14 protein-coding genes and 1 tRNA gene are annotated in these 15,979 nt (G+C 70.3%); 14 read left to right on the forward strand and 1 reads right to left on the reverse strand.

Annotated features, from left to right (window positions below):
* The first annotated feature begins 2 nt into the window (after nt 1-2).
* The 13 genes from argH (at nt 3) to hisIE (ending at nt 12,450) form a co-directional block, all read left to right on the forward strand.
* Nucleotides 3-1,301, forward strand: a complete 1,299-nt coding sequence (argH, locus tag ACOZ90_RS00165) for an argininosuccinate lyase (protein WP_422891613.1) — start codon at nt 3-5, stop codon at nt 1,299-1,301.
* Between the two features lie 71 nt (nt 1,302-1,372).
* Nucleotides 1,373-1,449, forward strand: a tRNA-Pro gene (locus ACOZ90_RS00170).
* Nucleotides 1,450-1,572: 123 nt separating this feature from the next.
* Complete coding sequence (hisS, locus tag ACOZ90_RS00175) at nt 1,573-2,985, forward strand: histidine--tRNA ligase (RefSeq protein ID WP_422891614.1); 1,413 nt, start codon at nt 1,573-1,575, stop codon at nt 2,983-2,985.
* A complete protein-coding gene (locus ACOZ90_RS00180) occupies nt 2,982-4,889 on the forward strand; it encodes an HAL/PAL/TAL family ammonia-lyase (protein WP_422891615.1) in 1,908 nt (635 codons plus the stop codon). The genes hisS and ACOZ90_RS00180 overlap by 4 nt, the downstream gene beginning before the upstream one ends.
* A 113-nt stretch (nt 4,890-5,002) precedes the next feature.
* Entirely contained in the window at nt 5,003-5,326 is a 324-nt protein-coding gene (locus tag ACOZ90_RS00185) for a YerC/YecD family TrpR-related protein (RefSeq protein ID WP_422891616.1), read from the forward strand.
* 10 nt (nt 5,327-5,336) lie between these two features.
* Nucleotides 5,337-6,251, forward strand: a complete 915-nt coding sequence (gene hisG / locus ACOZ90_RS00190; RefSeq protein WP_422891617.1) for an ATP phosphoribosyltransferase — start codon at nt 5,337-5,339, stop codon at nt 6,249-6,251.
* Entirely contained in the window at nt 6,248-7,576 is a 1,329-nt protein-coding gene (hisD, locus tag ACOZ90_RS00195; RefSeq protein WP_422891618.1) for a histidinol dehydrogenase, read from the forward strand. The genes hisG and hisD overlap by 4 nt, the downstream gene beginning before the upstream one ends.
* The gene (hisC, locus tag ACOZ90_RS00200) at nt 7,573-8,658 is read left to right on the forward strand and encodes a histidinol-phosphate transaminase (RefSeq protein ID WP_422891619.1); all 1,086 of its coding nucleotides are present in this window, start codon (nt 7,573-7,575) and stop codon (nt 8,656-8,658) included. Before hisD ends, hisC begins: the two co-directional genes overlap by 4 nt.
* The gene (gene hisB / locus ACOZ90_RS00205; protein WP_422891620.1) at nt 8,655-9,731 is read left to right on the forward strand and encodes a bifunctional histidinol-phosphatase/imidazoleglycerol-phosphate dehydratase HisB; all 1,077 of its coding nucleotides are present in this window, start codon (nt 8,655-8,657) and stop codon (nt 9,729-9,731) included. Before hisC ends, hisB begins: the two co-directional genes overlap by 4 nt.
* Nucleotides 9,728-10,327 carry an imidazole glycerol phosphate synthase subunit HisH gene (hisH, locus tag ACOZ90_RS00210; protein WP_422891621.1) on the forward strand — a complete coding sequence of 200 codons (600 nt, stop codon included), beginning with the start codon at nt 9,728-9,730 and terminating at the stop codon, nt 10,325-10,327. The genes hisB and hisH overlap by 4 nt, the downstream gene beginning before the upstream one ends.
* Complete coding sequence (hisA, locus tag ACOZ90_RS00215; protein ID WP_422891622.1) at nt 10,324-11,073, forward strand: 1-(5-phosphoribosyl)-5-[(5-phosphoribosylamino)methylideneamino]imidazole-4-carboxamide isomerase; 750 nt, start codon at nt 10,324-10,326, stop codon at nt 11,071-11,073. The genes hisH and hisA overlap by 4 nt, the downstream gene beginning before the upstream one ends.
* The gene (hisF, locus tag ACOZ90_RS00220) at nt 11,067-11,840 is read left to right on the forward strand and encodes an imidazole glycerol phosphate synthase subunit HisF (protein ID WP_422891623.1); all 774 of its coding nucleotides are present in this window, start codon (nt 11,067-11,069) and stop codon (nt 11,838-11,840) included. The genes hisA and hisF overlap by 7 nt, the downstream gene beginning before the upstream one ends.
* Nucleotides 11,833-12,450, forward strand: coding sequence for a bifunctional phosphoribosyl-AMP cyclohydrolase/phosphoribosyl-ATP diphosphatase HisIE (gene hisIE, locus ACOZ90_RS00225; RefSeq protein WP_422891624.1), 618 nt, complete (start codon nt 11,833-11,835; stop codon nt 12,448-12,450). Before hisF ends, hisIE begins: the two co-directional genes overlap by 8 nt.
* Before the next feature lie 8 nt (nt 12,451-12,458).
* Here the strand turns inward: hisIE and ACOZ90_RS00230 are convergent, their stop codons facing one another.
* Complete coding sequence (locus ACOZ90_RS00230) at nt 12,459-14,240, reverse strand: diguanylate cyclase (RefSeq protein ID WP_422891625.1); 1,782 nt, start codon at nt 14,238-14,240, stop codon at nt 12,459-12,461.
* 166 nt (nt 14,241-14,406) lie between these two features.
* On the opposite strand from ACOZ90_RS00230, the gene ACOZ90_RS00235 reads away from it, so the two are divergent.
* Nucleotides 14,407-15,948 (forward strand): calcineurin-like phosphoesterase C-terminal domain-containing protein, encoded by a 1,542-nt coding sequence (locus ACOZ90_RS00235; protein WP_422891626.1) that lies wholly within the window; start codon nt 14,407-14,409, stop codon nt 15,946-15,948.
* The last annotated feature ends 31 nt before the right edge of the window (nt 15,949-15,979 follow it).

Consider the following 15,979-nt stretch of genomic DNA (forward strand, 5'->3'; position numbering starts at 1 on the left):
ACATGAGTGATCTGCTTTGGCAAAAACCCGGGGTTGAAGTCGACGCCCGCATCCAGGCCTTCCTGGCCGGCGACGACGTGATCCTGGATCGCGAGTTCTTCCTCCACGACATCCGCGCCAGCCGCGCCCACGCGCAGGGGCTGGAGCGGATCGGGATCCTGTCGGCGGCCGAGCTGGAGGCGCTGGAGCACGAGCTGGACGGGCTGGCAAAGGACTTTTCCGCCGGCGGCTTCGTGCTCGACGAGCGCTACGAGGACGGCCATTCGGCAATCGAGGCGCGGCTGGTGGAGCGGCTGGGCGATGCCGGCAAGAAGATCCACACCGGCCGCAGCCGCAACGACCAGGTGCTGGTGGCCACCCGGCTGTGGCTGAAGGAGAAGCTGGAGCGGATGGCGGAGCTGTCGCGGCAGACCGCGCGGATCGCGCTGGATCGGGCCGAGGCGGAAGCCGGCCTGCCGCTGCCGGGCTACACCCACCTGCAGCGGGCGGTGCTGTCCTCGGCCGGCATGTGGTGGGCGGGCTGGGCGGAGGCGTTCATCGACAACGCCCGCCGCGCGGCGGACACGCTGGCGCTGGTGGACTGCAATCCGCTCGGCACCGCGGCCGGCTACGGGGTGAACCTGCCGCTGGATCGCGACCATTCGACCGCCGCGCTGGGGTTTGCGCGCATGCAGGTGAGCCCGGTCTACGCCCAGCTTTCGCGTGGCAAGTTCGAACTGGCCGCGCTGGAGGCGCTGGGCTCGGCCACGCTCGACCTGCGCCGGCTGGCCTGGGATCTGTCGCTGTTCACCAGCGCGGAGTTCGGCTTCGTCGCGCTGCCGGCGCAGTACACCACCGGCAGCTCGATCATGCCCAACAAGCGCAACCCCGACGTGATCGAGCTGATGCGCGCCGTGCATGCGAGCGTGGCGGCCGCACGCACCGAGATCGAGCAGCTGCTGTCGCTGCCCTCGGGCTACCACCGCGACCTGCAGGCCAGCAAGGGCGCGATCTTCCACGGCTTCGGCCGCGGCCTGGCGGCGCTGGAGCTGCTGCCCGCGCTGCTCGGTAACCTGGACTGGAACCAGGAGCGGATGGCCGCCGCCGTCGATGCCGGCATGTACGCCACCGACGTGGCGGTGGAGCAGGCCGCGGCGGGGGTGCCGTTCCGCGACGCCTATCGCGCCGCGGCGCAGTCGGTGGAAAGCGCCGGCACCGGACGCACTCCGCGCGGCAGCCTGGAGGCGCGGGTTTCGCCGGGGGCCGCCGCAGACCTGAGGCTGGACGTGTTGCGTGCGCGGCTGGCGTCGCTGGATGCTTGAACTTGCCCGGATGGATGCCGGGGCTCTTGCCCACCGAAGTCGTCGCCATTACAATGTGCGGCTTCCCGCGTCGGGGTGTAGCTCAGCCTGGTAGAGCGCTACGTTCGGGACGTAGAGGTCGCAGGTTCGAATCCTGTCTCCCCGACCAATCGCGGTGAACCGAAGAACCGGCCCCTGGCCGGTTTTTTGTTGTCCGTCGCCCGGGCAGACGGGCGGGAGCGGTGCCTGAACGGCTAAAATGGCCCATTCCGCCGTATCTTCGGAGCCTGTCTTGATCAAGCCGCGTACCCCGCCCGGGGTGATGGAACTGCTGCCGCGCGAGCAGATCGCCTTCCAGCGCATGCTGGACACCATCCGCCGCAGTTTCGAGGGCTTCGGCTTCCTGCCGGTGGAGACGCCGGTGTTCGAACTGTCGGACGTGCTGCTGACCAAGTCCGGCGGCGAGACCGAGCGCCAGGTGTATTTCGTGCAGTCCACCGGTGCGCTGGAAAAAGCCGACGGTGGACGGCCGGACATGGCGCTGCGCTTCGACCTGACGGTGCCGCTGGCACGCTACGTGGCCGAGCACGAGCACGACCTGGCGTTCCCGTTCCGCCGCTACCAGATGCAGCGGGTGTACCGCGGCGAGCGCGCCCAGCGCGGGCGCTTTCGCGAGTTCTACCAGTGCGACATCGACGTGATCGGCAAGGATTCGCTTTCGCCGCGCCACGACGCCGAGATCCCGGCGGTGATCCACGCGGTGTTCAAGGCGCTGGGGCTGGGCGGGTTCACCATCTGGATGAACCACCGCAAGCTGCTGCGCGGGTATTTCGAAGGGCTGGGTATCGAAGGCGAGCGCCAGCTGCTGGTGCTGCGCGAGCTGGACAAGCTGGACAAGCGCGGCGCCGACGCGGTGCGCGAGACCCTGCTCGGGGAAGGCTTCGAACTGCCGGCCGACGCGGTGGAAAAGCTGATGGCTTTCTCGCAGGTGCGCTCGAACGGGCACGATGACGCGCTGGCGAAGCTGGAGGCGCTTGGGCCAGGTTCGCCGCTGTTCGAGGAGGGCCGCGATGAGCTGCGCGCCGTGCTTGAACGCCTCCGGGCGATGGGCGTGCCGGAGACCGACTACGCGATCAACCTGTCGATCGCCCGCGGCCTGGACTACTACACCGGCATGGTCTACGAGACCACCCTGGACGAGTACTCGCAGATCGGCTCGATCTGCTCGGGCGGGCGCTACGACGACCTGGCCAGCCACTACACGAAGTCGAAGCTGCCCGGCGTGGGAATCTCGATTGGCCTCACCCGGCTGTTCTGGCAACTGCGCGAGGCGGGGCTGGTCGAGCTTGCGGACAGTTCGGTCGACGTGCTGGTGACCCTGATCGACGATGAGGGCCTGGACCACGCGCTGGCGCTCTCGCAGAAGCTGCGCGCCGCGGGATTGAACGTGGAGACCCAGCTGGAGCCGCGCAAGCTGGCCCGCCAGTTCCAATACGCCGATCGCGCCGGGATCCGGTTCGTGGTGATCCGCGGCGGCGACGAAGCCGCCCGCGGCGTGGTGGCGGTGAAGGACCTGCGTCGTGGCGAGCAGTTCGAACTGGCCGAGGACGAACTGGCCAGCGCGCTGCAGGTCGAGCGCGAGCAGCTCCGGGTGCAGCGCGCAAGGCCGGTGACCTCCACTTCCCCGAACGGATCCGCGACATGAAGCACATCCGCCTTGACGGCACCTCACTGACCGGCGAGCAGCTGGTGATCATCGCCAACGGTGCTTCGGTCGAACTTGACCCCGGGGCACTGGAACTCGTGGCGCGCGCGGCCGACTTCCTGGCCGAGCAGGTGCGCCTCGAAGAGCCGATCTACGGTGTCTCCACCGGCTTTGGCAGCAACGCCGACAAGCTGCTGGGCGCGCACCCGCTGCGCGACGAACTGCCCGGCGCCACGCCCTCGGGCCGCGCGCTTCACGCCGAGCTGCAGCAGAACCTGATCCTCACCCACGCGGTGTGCGTTGGCGAGCCGATGGCGCCGGAGGTGGTGCGGGCGATGCTGTGCATCCGCATCAACACACTGCTCAAGGGCCACTCGGGGATACGCGTGCAGACGCTCCAGGCGCTGGCGGCGATGCTCAACGCCGGCGTGGTGCCGGTAGTGCCCGAATTGGGGTCGGTGGGGGCCTCGGGAGACCTGGCGCCGCTGTCGCACCTGGCGATCGTGCTGCTGGGTGGGGGCGAGGCGTTCGTGGAAGGCCGCCGCATGGCGGGCGCCGACGCGCTGCGTCACGCCGGGCTCGAGCCCATCGAGCTGTCGTACAAGGAGGGCCTGGCGCTCAACAACGGCACCGCACAGATGCTCGCCATGGGCGTGCTTGCGCTGGACCGGCTGGAGCGGTTGCTCGAAACGGCGGACCTTGCCGCGGCGATGACCATCGACGCCTTCGCCGGCCGCCTGGGCGCCTTCGACGGGCAGGTGCACGCGCTGCGCCCGCACCCGGGGCAGGTCGAGGTCGCCGCGCGCCTGCGCGCGTTGCTGGAAGGCTCCACCCTGGCCGACATTCCTTACCACCTGGTCCCGAGATTCCTGCCGTGGCTGCCGGAAAGCTGGGACACCCCCGAAGCCCAGGCCCTCAACTTCGACATCGGCTGGCAATGGGTGCCGGCCAGCCAGCGCCACGGGCGCGAGAAGTTCTACCAGCGCTTCAAGCCGTTCCGCGGCGGCAAGAAGCACCAGCCCCAGGACAGCTATTCGCTGCGCTGCATCCCGCAAGTGCACGGCGCCGTGCGTGATGCGGTCGCGCAGGCGCGCCGGGTGCTCGACATCGAACTCAACGCGGTCACCGACAACCCGCTGGTGTTCCCGGACCGCCAGGCAGAGCACGTCGAGGAGCAGGTGATCTCCGCCGGCCATTTCCACGGCATGCCGCTGGCCCTGGCGCTGAGCTATGTGAAGGCCGCGATCCCGGTACTGGCTTCGATCTCCGAGCGCCGGCTCAACAAGCTCGTGGACCCGGCCACCAGCGACGGCCTGCCGCCGTTCCTGATCGGCAACGAGGATGGCACCGAGTCGGGCCACATGATCGTCCAGTACACCGCCGCGGCCATCGTCAACGACCTGGCCACCCGCGCGCATCCGGCCAGCGTCTATTCCGTGCCGACCAGCGCCAACGCCGAGGACCACGTGTCCATGGGCGCCAATGAAGCGCGCCACGTGCTGTCGATGGTCGCCGACCTGGGCAAGGTGCTGGGGCTGGAGTTGTACACCGCGGCCCAGGCACTGGACCTGCGGCGCGACATGATCAATGCCGCGCGCGACCTGGCCCGCCACACCGACGCGGCGGGTTTCGCCGCCAAGGTCCAGGGCGCCCCCCCCGAGGGTCACAGCGACCGCCAGCGATTCCTGGACGAAGTGGAGGCGTTGCGGGCCGAGCTCGCGGCCGCCGAACCGTTCCATCCCGGTGCAGCGGTGTCGGCAGCCCACCAGGCCCTGCGGGAGCGCATTGCCTTCCTGGATCGGGACCGGGCGATGGACGGCGAGGTTGCCGAGGCGGTCAGGCTCGTGGCCCAGGGCACGCTGCTGGAAGCGGCGCGCCGCGCAGAGGCAGGCGAGCGCGGCTGATCCGGGGCCGGCAACCCGGCCTTTTTGCATGCAGGTACCCGTGCCCCCGCAGGGGGGCGCGAATGCGTGCATTGGCGCTTGACAATGTAATAGCGCGTTATTACATTGTCGCAATGAAGCAGCGCCCCAACCCCCGGCCGACCCAGGATGCGAACGCCTCGTTGAAGGCGCTCGCCAAGGCGTTTGCCAGCATCGACAGCCCCGCCGAAATGGAAGCGTTCCTGCGCGACCTGTGCACGCCGGCCGAGCTGGAGGCGATGGCAGACCGCTGGCGGGTGGTGCCGCTGCTGCTGCAGGACATTCCCTATCGCGAGATCCACGAGCGCACCGGGGTGAGCGTGACCACCGTCGGGCGCGTCGCGCGGACCATCGAGTACGGCGCTGGAGGCTATGCGGCGGCCGTGCGCCTGCAGCCCCACCTCGTCCCCTCCCATTGACCCTTTCGCCATGAGCCCACCCGCCCCCGCGGCGGTGCGCGACCGTTTGCGCATTGCCATCCAGAAAAGCGGCCGCCTCGGCGAGCCGTCCCGCGCCCTGCTCGCATCCTGCGGGCTCGACTGGCGCGAAAGCCGCGATCGCCTGTTTTGCTACGGCGAATCGCTGCCGATCGACCTGCTGTTGGTTCGCGACGACGACATTCCCGGCCTGCTGGCCGAGGGCGTCTGCGACCTGGGCATCGTCGGCCGCAACGTGCTGGCCGAGCAGGCAGCCGGGCGCAAGGCCGGCGACCAGCCGCAGGCCGCGCGCGAGCTGCTGGCGCTGGACTTCGGTGGCTGCAGGCTGGAGATCGCGGTGCCCGAATCATGGGACTGGCAGGGCCCGCGGCAGCTGCAGGGCAAGCGCATCGCCACCAGCTATCCCTGGCTGCTGCGGGAGTGGCTGCAAGGGCAGGGCATCGAAGCCGAGGTGGTGGTGCTGTCCGGATCCGTGGAGATCGCCCCCCGGCTGGGGCAGGCGGACCTGGTGTGCGACCTCGTGTCCAGCGGTGCCACCCTGGCCGCCAACCAGCTCAAGCCGGTGCTGTCGGTGCTGGAGAGCGAATCGGTCCTGGCCGGCCCGGTCGAGCCGCCGGCCGGCGTGCGCGGCCGCCTGCAGCATCAGCTGCTGCAGCGCATGCAGGGCGTGCTGCGGCTCAAGGACAGCCGCCTGCTGATGTTCCAGGCGGACAGGGGCCAGCTGGATGCAGTACTCAAGCTGCTGCCCGACGCCGATCCGCCCACGATGATGCAGCTGGATGGCCGCGATGCGCTGGCACTGCAGACGCTTTGCCGGGGAGCGATGACCTGGCAGCGGCTGGAAGACCTGCGCCAGGCCGGCGCGCGAGGCCTGATGGTGCTTCCCGTCGAACGGAGCCTGGCATGACCGCGCCGGTGCAGGAGCGCGGGACGCGGGTACAGCGCCTGGACTGGGCCCGGCTGGACCCGGCCGCGCGCGGGCGGGCGCTGGCCAGGCCGGTGCAGGCCGTGGCCGATGCCGTGGGCGCCACCGTGGCCGGGCTGGTGGAAGAAGTGCGGCGCGGCGGCGACGACGCCCTGCGGGACATCACCCGGCGCCTGGACGGCGTTGCGCTGACGCGCCTTGAGGTTGGCGAGGATGAGTTTGCCCAGGCCGAAGCCGCCGTGTCGCCGGCGTTGCACGCGGCGATGGCAGAAGCGGCGGCCCGCATCGAGGCCTTCCACGTGGCCGGCATGGCGCAGCCGTATGCGGTGGAAACCGCCCCCGGGGTGCGGTGCGAACGGATGGTGCGGCCGATCGCGCGGGTGGGCCTTTACGTGCCGGCCGGTAGCGCACCGCTGCCGTCCACCGCCCTGATGCTCGGCGTGCCAGCGCGGCTGGCCGACTGCGGGCAGGTGGTGATGTGCACGCCCCCACGTGCGGACGGCAGTGCCGATCCGGCCGTGCTGGTCGCCGCCCGGCTCGCCGGGGTCGACCGGATATTCAAACTGGGCGGCGCCCAGGCGATCGCCGCCATGGCCCTGGGCACGGCGGAAGTGCCGGCCTGCGACAAGCTGTTCGGTCCCGGCAACGCATGGGTCACCGAGGCCAAGCAGCAGCTGGCACGGACCGGCGTGGCTGCCATCGACATGCCCGCCGGGCCATCCGAAGTACTGGTGATCGCCGATGCCGGTGCCAACCCGGCTTTCGTGGCCGCCGACCTGTTGTCGCAGGCCGAGCACGGGCCTGATTCGCAGGTGCTGCTTCTGTCCGACAGCGAGGGGCTGCTGGATGCGGTGGAGGATGAGCTTGCACGCCAGCTCGCGCGGCTGCCGCGCGCACAGGTGGCAGCGCAAGCGCTGGCGAACTCCCGCTTGGTCAAGGTCCAGGGGCTGCAGGATGCGTTCACGATCAGCAACGCCTACGCGCCCGAACACCTGATCCTGGCCGTTCGCGATCCGCGCGCCTGGCTGCCGCGCGTGGCGGCGGCCGGCTCGGTGTTCCTGGGTGACCACACCCCCGAGGCGCTGGGTGACTATTGCAGCGGCACCAACCACGTGCTGCCCACCAACGGTGCGGCGCGCGCCTGGAGCGGTTTGGGAGTGGACAGCTTCCGCACCTTCATCAGCGTGCAGGAGGCCACGCCCCAGGGCATTGGCGGCATCGGGCCGTGCGCGGTCACGCTCGCCGAAGCCGAGGGGCTGCAGGCGCATGCCAACGCGGTGCGGCTGCGCCTGGAGCAGACCGCATGAACGCGATCCTGGATCTGGTGCGTGAAGACCTGCGCGGCTTCGCCGGCTACGCCTCCGCGCGCAGTCAGGCGCTGCAGGCTGACACCTGGCTCAACGCCAACGAGTCGCCGTGGCGTTCAGCGGCCGACCCCGAAGGGCTGTGCACCCGCTATCCGGAGCCTCAGCCCCGGGCGCTGGTGGAGGCGCTGGCCGGGCTGTATGGCTGCGCCCCGGAGCAACTGCTGGTCGGGCGCGGCAGTGACGAAGCGATCGACCTGCTGGTGCGGGCGCTGTGCGTGCCCGGCCGCGACGCGGTCGCGATCACGCCGCCGGTGTTCGGCATGTACGCGGTGGCGGCGCGGCTGCAGGGCGCGCCGCTGCGCGAGGTGCCGCTGGTGGAGGATGATGCCGGCTTCTCCGTCGACTTCGACCGCCTGGCGCAGGCCGCGCTGGAAGGTGGCGCCCGGCTGGTGTTCCTGTGTTCGCCCGGCAACCCGAGCGGCAACGCGCTGGCGCTCGAGGACATCGCCACGCTGGCCAGCCGGCTGCGGGGCCGGGCGCTGGTGGTGGTGGACGAGGCCTATGGTGAATTCTCCCGCGTGCCGTCGGCCGCCACGCTGCTGCACGCACACGAGAACATCGCGGTCCTGCGCACGCTGTCCAAGGCGCACGCGCTGGCGGGCGCGCGCATCGGGGCGGTGATCGCCAGTGCCGCGCTTGCAGCGGTGCTGCGGCGCTGCCAGGCGCCGTACCCGGTCCCCGCGCCGTGCGTGCAGATGGCCCTGGCGGCGCTGCAACCAGAAGCACTGGCGCGCACCGCCGGCAACATCGGGCAGGTGCTACGCGAGCGCGAGCGGATGGCGGCGCAGCTGTCCGGAGTGCGGGGCGTGAAGCGCGTGTATCCATCGGAAGGCAACTTCCTGCTGGTGCGCCTGGAGGATGCCGCCGCCGCGTTCGAGCGCCTGCGTTGCGCCGGCATCGTGGTGCGCGACCAGCGTTCGACGCCGGGCCTGGCCGACGCGCTGCGGATCACCATCGGCACGCCGGAGCAGAACGACCGCGTGCTGCAGACGCTGCAGGCCCGGGTCGGGGAGGACGCATGAGCACGCCCATCCTGTTCGTCGATCGCGACGGCACCCTGATCCAGGAGCCGGAGGATTTCCAGGTCGACTCGTACGACAAGCTGCGGTTCGTCGAGGGCGTGATCCCGGCGATGCTGAAGCTGCGCGATGCCGGCTACGAATTCGTCATCGTCAGCAACCAGGACGGGCTCGGCACCCGTCTCTACCCGCAGTCGGCCTTCGATGGCCCGCACGCGCTGATGATGCAGGTGTTCGAAAGCCAGGGCATCCGGTTCCGCGAAGTGCTCATCGACACCAGCCTGCCGGAGGCCAGCCTGCCCACGCGCAAGCCCGGCATCGGCCTGGCATTGCACTATCTTCGTGACCGCGGCATCGACCTGGAGCGCTCGGCCATGGTGGGCGACCGGCCGACCGACATCGGGTTCGCCGCCAACATGGGGATCCGCGGGTTTCAGCTGAAGACCGCGCAATTCGGCGGGGAGTGGGACTGGAGCGGCGTGGCGCATGAACTGGCGGACGCGCCGCGCCGGGCCAGCGTGCGCCGCGATACCCGCGAAACCCGGGTCAGGGTGGAAGTCGACCTGGACCGTACCGCCGAGCCGCGCATCCGCACCGGGCTGCCGTTCTTCGACCACATGCTCGAACAGATCGGCAAGCACGGCGGTTTCGCGCTTGAGGTGGAGACCCGGGGCGACCTCGAGGTGGACGAGCACCACACCATCGAGGACACCGCGCTGGCGCTCGGCCAGGCACTGCGCGAGGCGCTGGGCGACAAGCGCGGCATCCACCGCTACGGCTTTACCCTGCCGATGGACGATGCACTGGCCAGCGCCGCGCTGGATTTCAGCGGCCGGCCCTGGCTGGTGTTCGAGGGCGACTTCAGGCGCGAGCGGGTCGGAGACCTGCCGACCGAAATGGTGCCGCACTTCTTCCGCTCGCTGTGCGACGCCGCCGGACTCAACCTGCACCTGCAGGTGCGGGGCGACAACGACCACCACAAGGTGGAAGCGTCGTTCAAGGCGCTGGCGCGCGCGCTGCGCCAGGCGATCCGTCGCGAAGGCGTCGAGCTGCCCAGCACCAAGGGAGCGCTGTGATGAAGGTGGTGCTGGTGGACGCGGGCGGGGCCAACCTTGGCTCGCTGCGCCAGGCATTGCTGCGGCTCGATGTGGAGCCGGTGCTGAGCGCCGACGCCGGGGTGATCCGCGCCGCGGACCGGGTGATCCTGCCGGGGGTGAGCACCGCGGCCAACGTGATGCGGCGGCTGGGCGAGCTCGGCCTGGCCGACGTGTTGCGGACGCTGCAGGCCCCGCTGCTGGGCGTGTGCGTTGGCATGCAGGTGCTGTTCGAGCATTCCGCCGAAGGGGATACGCCGTGCCTTGGCCTGCTCCCGGGCCGGGTGCGCCCGCTTGCGCCTGCGCCTGGCGTGCGGGTCCCCCACATGGGCTGGAACCGGCTCCACCGCGTGCGCGACTCGGCGCTCGGCCGCGGCATCACCGATGGCGCGTTCGCGTACTTCGTACACGGCTATGCGGCTCCGGTCACCGCCGACTGCGACCTGGCGTGCCGGCACGGCGCGAACTTCGCGGCGGTGGTCCGGCGCGGCCGGGTGGCCGGCGCCCAGTTCCACCCCGAGCGCTCCGGCGCGGTCGGTGCACGCCTGCTGCGCAACTTCATCGAGGCCGGGCCGTGAGCGGCGCATTCACGGTCTATCCCGCCATCGACGTGCGCGGCGGCCGGGTGGTGAGGCTCGCGCAGGGCGACTATGGGCGCGAAACCCGTTATGACGGCGATCCCCTGGAGCTGGCGCGACGCTACGCCGACCAGGGCGCCCGCTGGCTGCACCTGGTGGACCTGGATGCCGCACGCGAGGGTGGCTACACGCTGGCGCCGCTGCTGCGGGAGTTGCGCCGCGATGGCCGCCTGCAGGTGCAGACCGGCGGCGGCGTGCGCGGGCGCGACGACGTCGCGCGCCTCCTGGAAGCCGGGGCGGACAGGGTGGTGGTCGGCTCGCTGGCGGTGCGCGAACCCGACGCCGTCATCACCTGGATCAGCCATTTCGGAGCCGATCGCATCACCGTGGCGCTGGATGCGCGGCTGGACGGCGAAGGCGTCTGGCGGCTGCCCGTGCACGGCTGGACGGAAACCGGCAGCCAGCGCCTGGATGACATGGTGCGCCGCTATGCCGACGCCGGCCTGTGCCACCTGCTGAGCACGGACATAGATCGCGACGGCATGCTGGCCGGCCCCAACCTCGCACTCTATGGACACCTGCGCGTGCTCGCCCCCCGGCTGGAGGTGCAGGCGTCCGGTGGCGTCGCCGACCGGGCCGATGTTTCCAGGGCCCGCGCCGCAGGCTGCGCCGGCATCGTGCTCGGGCGCGCACTGCTGGAAGGGCGCCTGGACCTGGCAGAGGCCCTGGGAGCCGGCGCATGCTGACCCGGCGGATCATCCCCTGCCTGGACGTGCGCGGCGGCCGCGTGGTCAAGGGCGTGCGCTTCCGGGACCACGTGGACATGGGTGCCATTGCCGAGCTGGCGCTGCGCTACCGGGACCAGGGCGCCGACGAGCTCGTGTTCTACGACATTGGCGCCAGCCCCGAAGGGCGGGCGGTGGACCATCGCTGGGTGGAGCGGGTGTCGGCGCTGATCGATATCCCGTTCTGCGTCGCCGGCGGCATCCTCGACGTTGCCACCGCGCGCGCGGTGCTGCACGCCGGGGCGGACAAGGTGTCGATCAACACCCCGGCGCTGGAGCGCCCCCATCTGGTGTCGGAGCTGGCGGATGCCTTTGGCGTGCAGTGCGTGGTGGTCGGCATCGATTCGATCCGCGAGGCCGACGGCCAGTGGCGGGTGCGCAGCCATACCGGGGATCCGTCGGCTACCCGCGAACTGGCGCTGCGCACCCTCGACTGGGTCGTGCGCGCTCAGGAACTGGGCGCGGGCGAGATCGTCCTCAACTGCATGGACAGCGACGGCGTGCGCAACGGCTACGACATCGCGCAGCTGAAGGCGGTGCGGGACGTGTGCCGGGTGCCGCTGGTGGCGTCCGGCGGCGCAGGCGAGGCCACGCACTTCGTCGACGTGTTCGAACAGGCCGACGTGGACGGGGCGCTGGCCGCGAGCGTCTTCCACAGCGGGGCGCTGTCCATCGGCGGGCTCAAGCAGGTTTTGCACGGGCGGGGCATCGAGGTGCGGGATGAATGACGACGACGTGCGGGCCATCGGGACCGCCAAACTGGACTGGGAGAAGGCGGGCGGCCTGCTGCCGGCGGTGGTCCAGGACGCCGCCACCCTCCGGGTGCTGATGCTTGGCTACATGGACCGCGCCGCACTGGCGACCACGCTGGAGACTGGCCTGGTGACCTTCTTCAGCCGCTCCAGGCAGCGCCTGTGGACCAAGGGCGAGACATCGGGCAACGCGCTGGAGCTGGCAGGCATCCGCGCCGATTGCGATGCGGACGCACTGCTGGTCCTGGCGCGGCCGCGCGGGCCGACCTGCCATCTGGGCACGGACAGCTGTTTCCCCGGGGCGCCCGCCAGCGGACTTGCCGCGCTGGACATCCTGGTCGCCGGCCGCCACGCCAGCCGTCCGGCTGGAAGCTACACCACGCGGCTGTTCGAGCAGGGCGTGCAGCGCGTCGCCCAGAAGGTGGGCGAGGAGGGCGTGGAGACCGCCCTGGCGGCCGTCGCGGGAGACGACTCCCAGTTGCTGGGGGAGGCAGCGGACCTGGCCTACCACATGCTGGTGTTGCTGCGCGCGCGCGGCCTGGGCCTGGCCGAGCTTGAAGACACCCTGGCCGGACGGCGAAGCTGACGATCCGCTCAGGCGGCGCTGATCGAGGTGCGCACGCAGTTGCGACCGTTGGCCTTGGCGGCATACATGGCGCGGTCGGCGACCTCCAGGGCGTCGTCGACGGCGTCGATGTCATCGGCATTGATGGTATGCACGCCGATGCTGGCGCTGATGCGGATCTCGTGGTCGTGGGCCAGGCACGGTTCGCTGACCAAGGCCTGGCGAACCGCTTCGGCCACGGCGACGGCGGCGGACAGGTCATGGCCCGGCAGGGCGATCACGAACTCCTCGCCGCCGAATCGCGCCAGCAGCGCGTGCTCGTCCATCGCGCTGTCGATCCGGCGCGCCGCCCAGCGCAGCGCTTCATCGCCGACCAGGTGGCCATGGCGGTCGTTGATGGCCTTGAAATGGTCCAGGTCCACGATGAGCAACGACACCGGGCGGCGGCTTTGCCGGCTGTCAGCGACCATGCGGTCGAACGCTTCATGGAACCAGGTGCGGTTGTACAGCCCGGTCAGGCCGTCGCGGCGGCTGGATTCACGCAGGCGCCCGTGCGCCTCCTCCAGCTGCATCAGGGCGTTGCGCACTTCCTGCGTGCGCTGGGCCACTTTGCGCTCGAGCATGACGTTGGCTTCGCCGGCAATGCGCTCGTTCTCGTTGCGCAGCGATGCGTAGCGGTAGCCCAGTGCAATCGACAGCAGCAGCATCTCCAGCGCCGAGCCGATCTGCACGCCGTACTCGGTGAAGAAGTTCTTGGGCAGCACGCCGAAGGCGAGCAGGGTGAACACGGCGGTGCCGAGCAGGAACATCCCCCAGGCCAGCAGCAGCAGCTGCGCCGGACGGTAACCCAGGCGCACCACGCGAACGGTTGCAGCCACGATCCAGGCGATCCCCACCAGCACCGCCAGCGATGCGATCGGCGTTGCGATCCGGTAGGGGAGCCAAAGCGAGGCGATGCCGAAGAATACGAAAAAGCCGATCACCGTCAGGCTGGCGACGTTGCCGGCCGGCCAGCGTTGCGGCAGCTCCAGGAAGGTACGGGTGAACTGGTTCATGCCGATCAGCGCCAGGCAGATCGACAGCGGCACCGACCTGTCCGCAAGCCATGGCCAGTTCGGCCACAGGTACTCGAAACCCAGCCCGTTGAGGGTGAACAGCACCAGGCCGAACGCGGTGATGTGGAACAGGTACCAGAAGTAGCTGGGATCGCGCAGCGAGATCCACAGCACCAGGTTGTAGAAGAACAGTGCCAGCAGGATCCCGTAGTACAGGCCGATGGCGAGCTGGGCGTCGCGCGAGAGCTCGGTGAACGCCGCCGGGGTGTACAACTCCAGCGGCACCTGCATCGAGCTTTCGCTTTCCACCCGCACCAGCAGGTCCACCGGCTCGTCGGGCGGCAGGTCGAGACGGAAGTTGGGGTGCCGGTAGCGCACGCTGCGCACGTCGAAGGGTAGGTGGTCACCGCCGGCCTGGTGCAGGATGCGCCCATCGGCGTGCCGGACCCAGACATCGAGCCGGTCGCTGAGCGGATATTCCTGCACCAGCAGCCAGCGCTGTTCGTCCTGGTTGCGGTTGACCACCGTGGCGTGGAACCAGAACGCGCCGCGCTGGAAACCAAAAGCGGCGTTGCCGCCCGGAACCGGCTTGAACCGGCCCTCGCGCACGTGGACGAACGCGTCCTGCATGCGTCCGGCCGATTCGCTGTCCTGGCGGTAATGAAGGTGTGGGGTGAGGGTCAGGCGGTCGGCGCCGGGGGGCAGTTCCACCGGCCGGGCGTGGAGGGCGCCCGGGCACAGCAGCAGCACCAGCATGCCGATCCAGGCAATGCATGCGCGTGCTTGCGCGGCTGGATTCCCGTCCATCGCCCCCCCAGGTCGGGGCGAACGCCGCCCCAATCGCGAAAGATAGACCAGTGCAACCGTGTTTGCATGATGGGCCGGCATAATCAGCGGCCAGTCCCGAACCTGGATCGTCCGTATGCGCCGCGCATGGCCGTTGTTGCTGTTCCTGCTCGCAGTCCCCGCCACGGGTGCCGCGCAATGCCTGCAAGGCTCCGTGGGCGTCCGGGACGCCGGCGGCGTTCATCCCTTGCAGGGCGTCGGGATCTCCGATGGCCGGCAGCTGGCGACTTCCGGCCTGGACGGCCGCTGGACGCTGCAATCGCCGCTCGCCGGCCCCGTATTCATGATCAAGCCCGCCGGCCACGGCGTGCCGATGCGGGAGGACGGGCTGCCCGACTTCTGGCGCCCGGGCACGGACGGGCGCGGCTGCGATTTTGAGCTGGAGGCAGCCGCCGGCAACGCGGACGGGCCGCTGGAAGTCCTGGTGTTCAGCGACTCCCAGACCGCCGACATGCGTGAGGTCGGTTACTACCGGGACGCGATCGTGGCGCCGCTCGCAGGCAGCCACGGCGCACGGCTGGGCCTGAGCCTGGGCGACATCACCAACGACGACCCGTCGCTGTATCCGGCACTCATAGAGGCGACCACCACGCTGGACGTGCCGTGGCTGCACGTGGCCGGCAACCACGACCTGGATTTCGACGCTGGCTCCGACCGTGATTCGCTGCGGTCGTTCCACCAGGCCTACGGGCCGGATACGTTTGCGTGGGAGGAGGACCAGGCGGTCTTCGTTGGACTGGACAACGTGGTGTACCGCCCGGACGGGGGCAGCGGCTACACGGGCGGCCTGCGCGAGGACCAGTTCGAATTCCTCGAAGCCTGGCTGCCGACGCTGTCCGCGGACCGGCTGGTCGTGGTGATGGTGCATATCCCGCTGTTCAACACCTCCGCGGAGCGCGAGACCTTCCGCGCGGCTGATCGAGAGCGGCTGTTCCGGCTGCTGCAGCGATTCCCCAAGGTGCTGGTGCTCAGCGGGCACCGCCACCAGCTCCAGCATGTGTTCCATGGGCCCGACAGCGGCTGGCATGGCGAAGCGCCGCTGCATGAGTTCAACGTCGGCGCGGCCAGCGGGGCGTTCTGGTCAGGCGCGGCGGGCGACGACGGCATTCCCGACGCGACCATGTCGGATGGCACGCCCAACGGCCATGCCCGGCTGGTGATCGACGGTGACGGCGCCTACCGGCTGTCCTGGCACCGCGCCGGCCACCACGGCGATGACGACCCCGGGTTCACCGATGCGATGTCGCTGCATGCGCCGCGGTCGCTCAGGCGCGGCGCGTACCCGGCCTGGGGCATCTACGCCAACGTGTACATGGGGCTGGAAGACACCCGGGTCGAATTCCGGGTCGGGGAGGGCGAGTGGCGGCCGATGCGCAAGGTGGCGGCGCCGGATCCGCGGCTGGTGGTGGAAAACGTGCGCGACGACCTCGCCACGGAGCTGCGCGGCTTCGACCGCTCGCCCGAGGCGGTGCCGTCCACCCACCTGTGGCGCGGCGCGCTGCCGACCGGCCTGGAGGAAGGCGAGCACCGGATCGAGGTGCGCGCGTTCGACCTCTGGCAGGGCGAGCAGCGGGCGTCGACCCGCTACCGGCTGATCGAGGCGAAAGTCGAACCGTAGGACGGGGCAAAGCCCCCGCAAACGCCGCGTG

It is taken from the genome of Luteimonas dalianensis, from assembly GCF_049339425.1.
GTDB classification, from domain to species: Bacteria; Pseudomonadota; Gammaproteobacteria; order Xanthomonadales; family Xanthomonadaceae; genus Luteimonas; species Luteimonas dalianensis.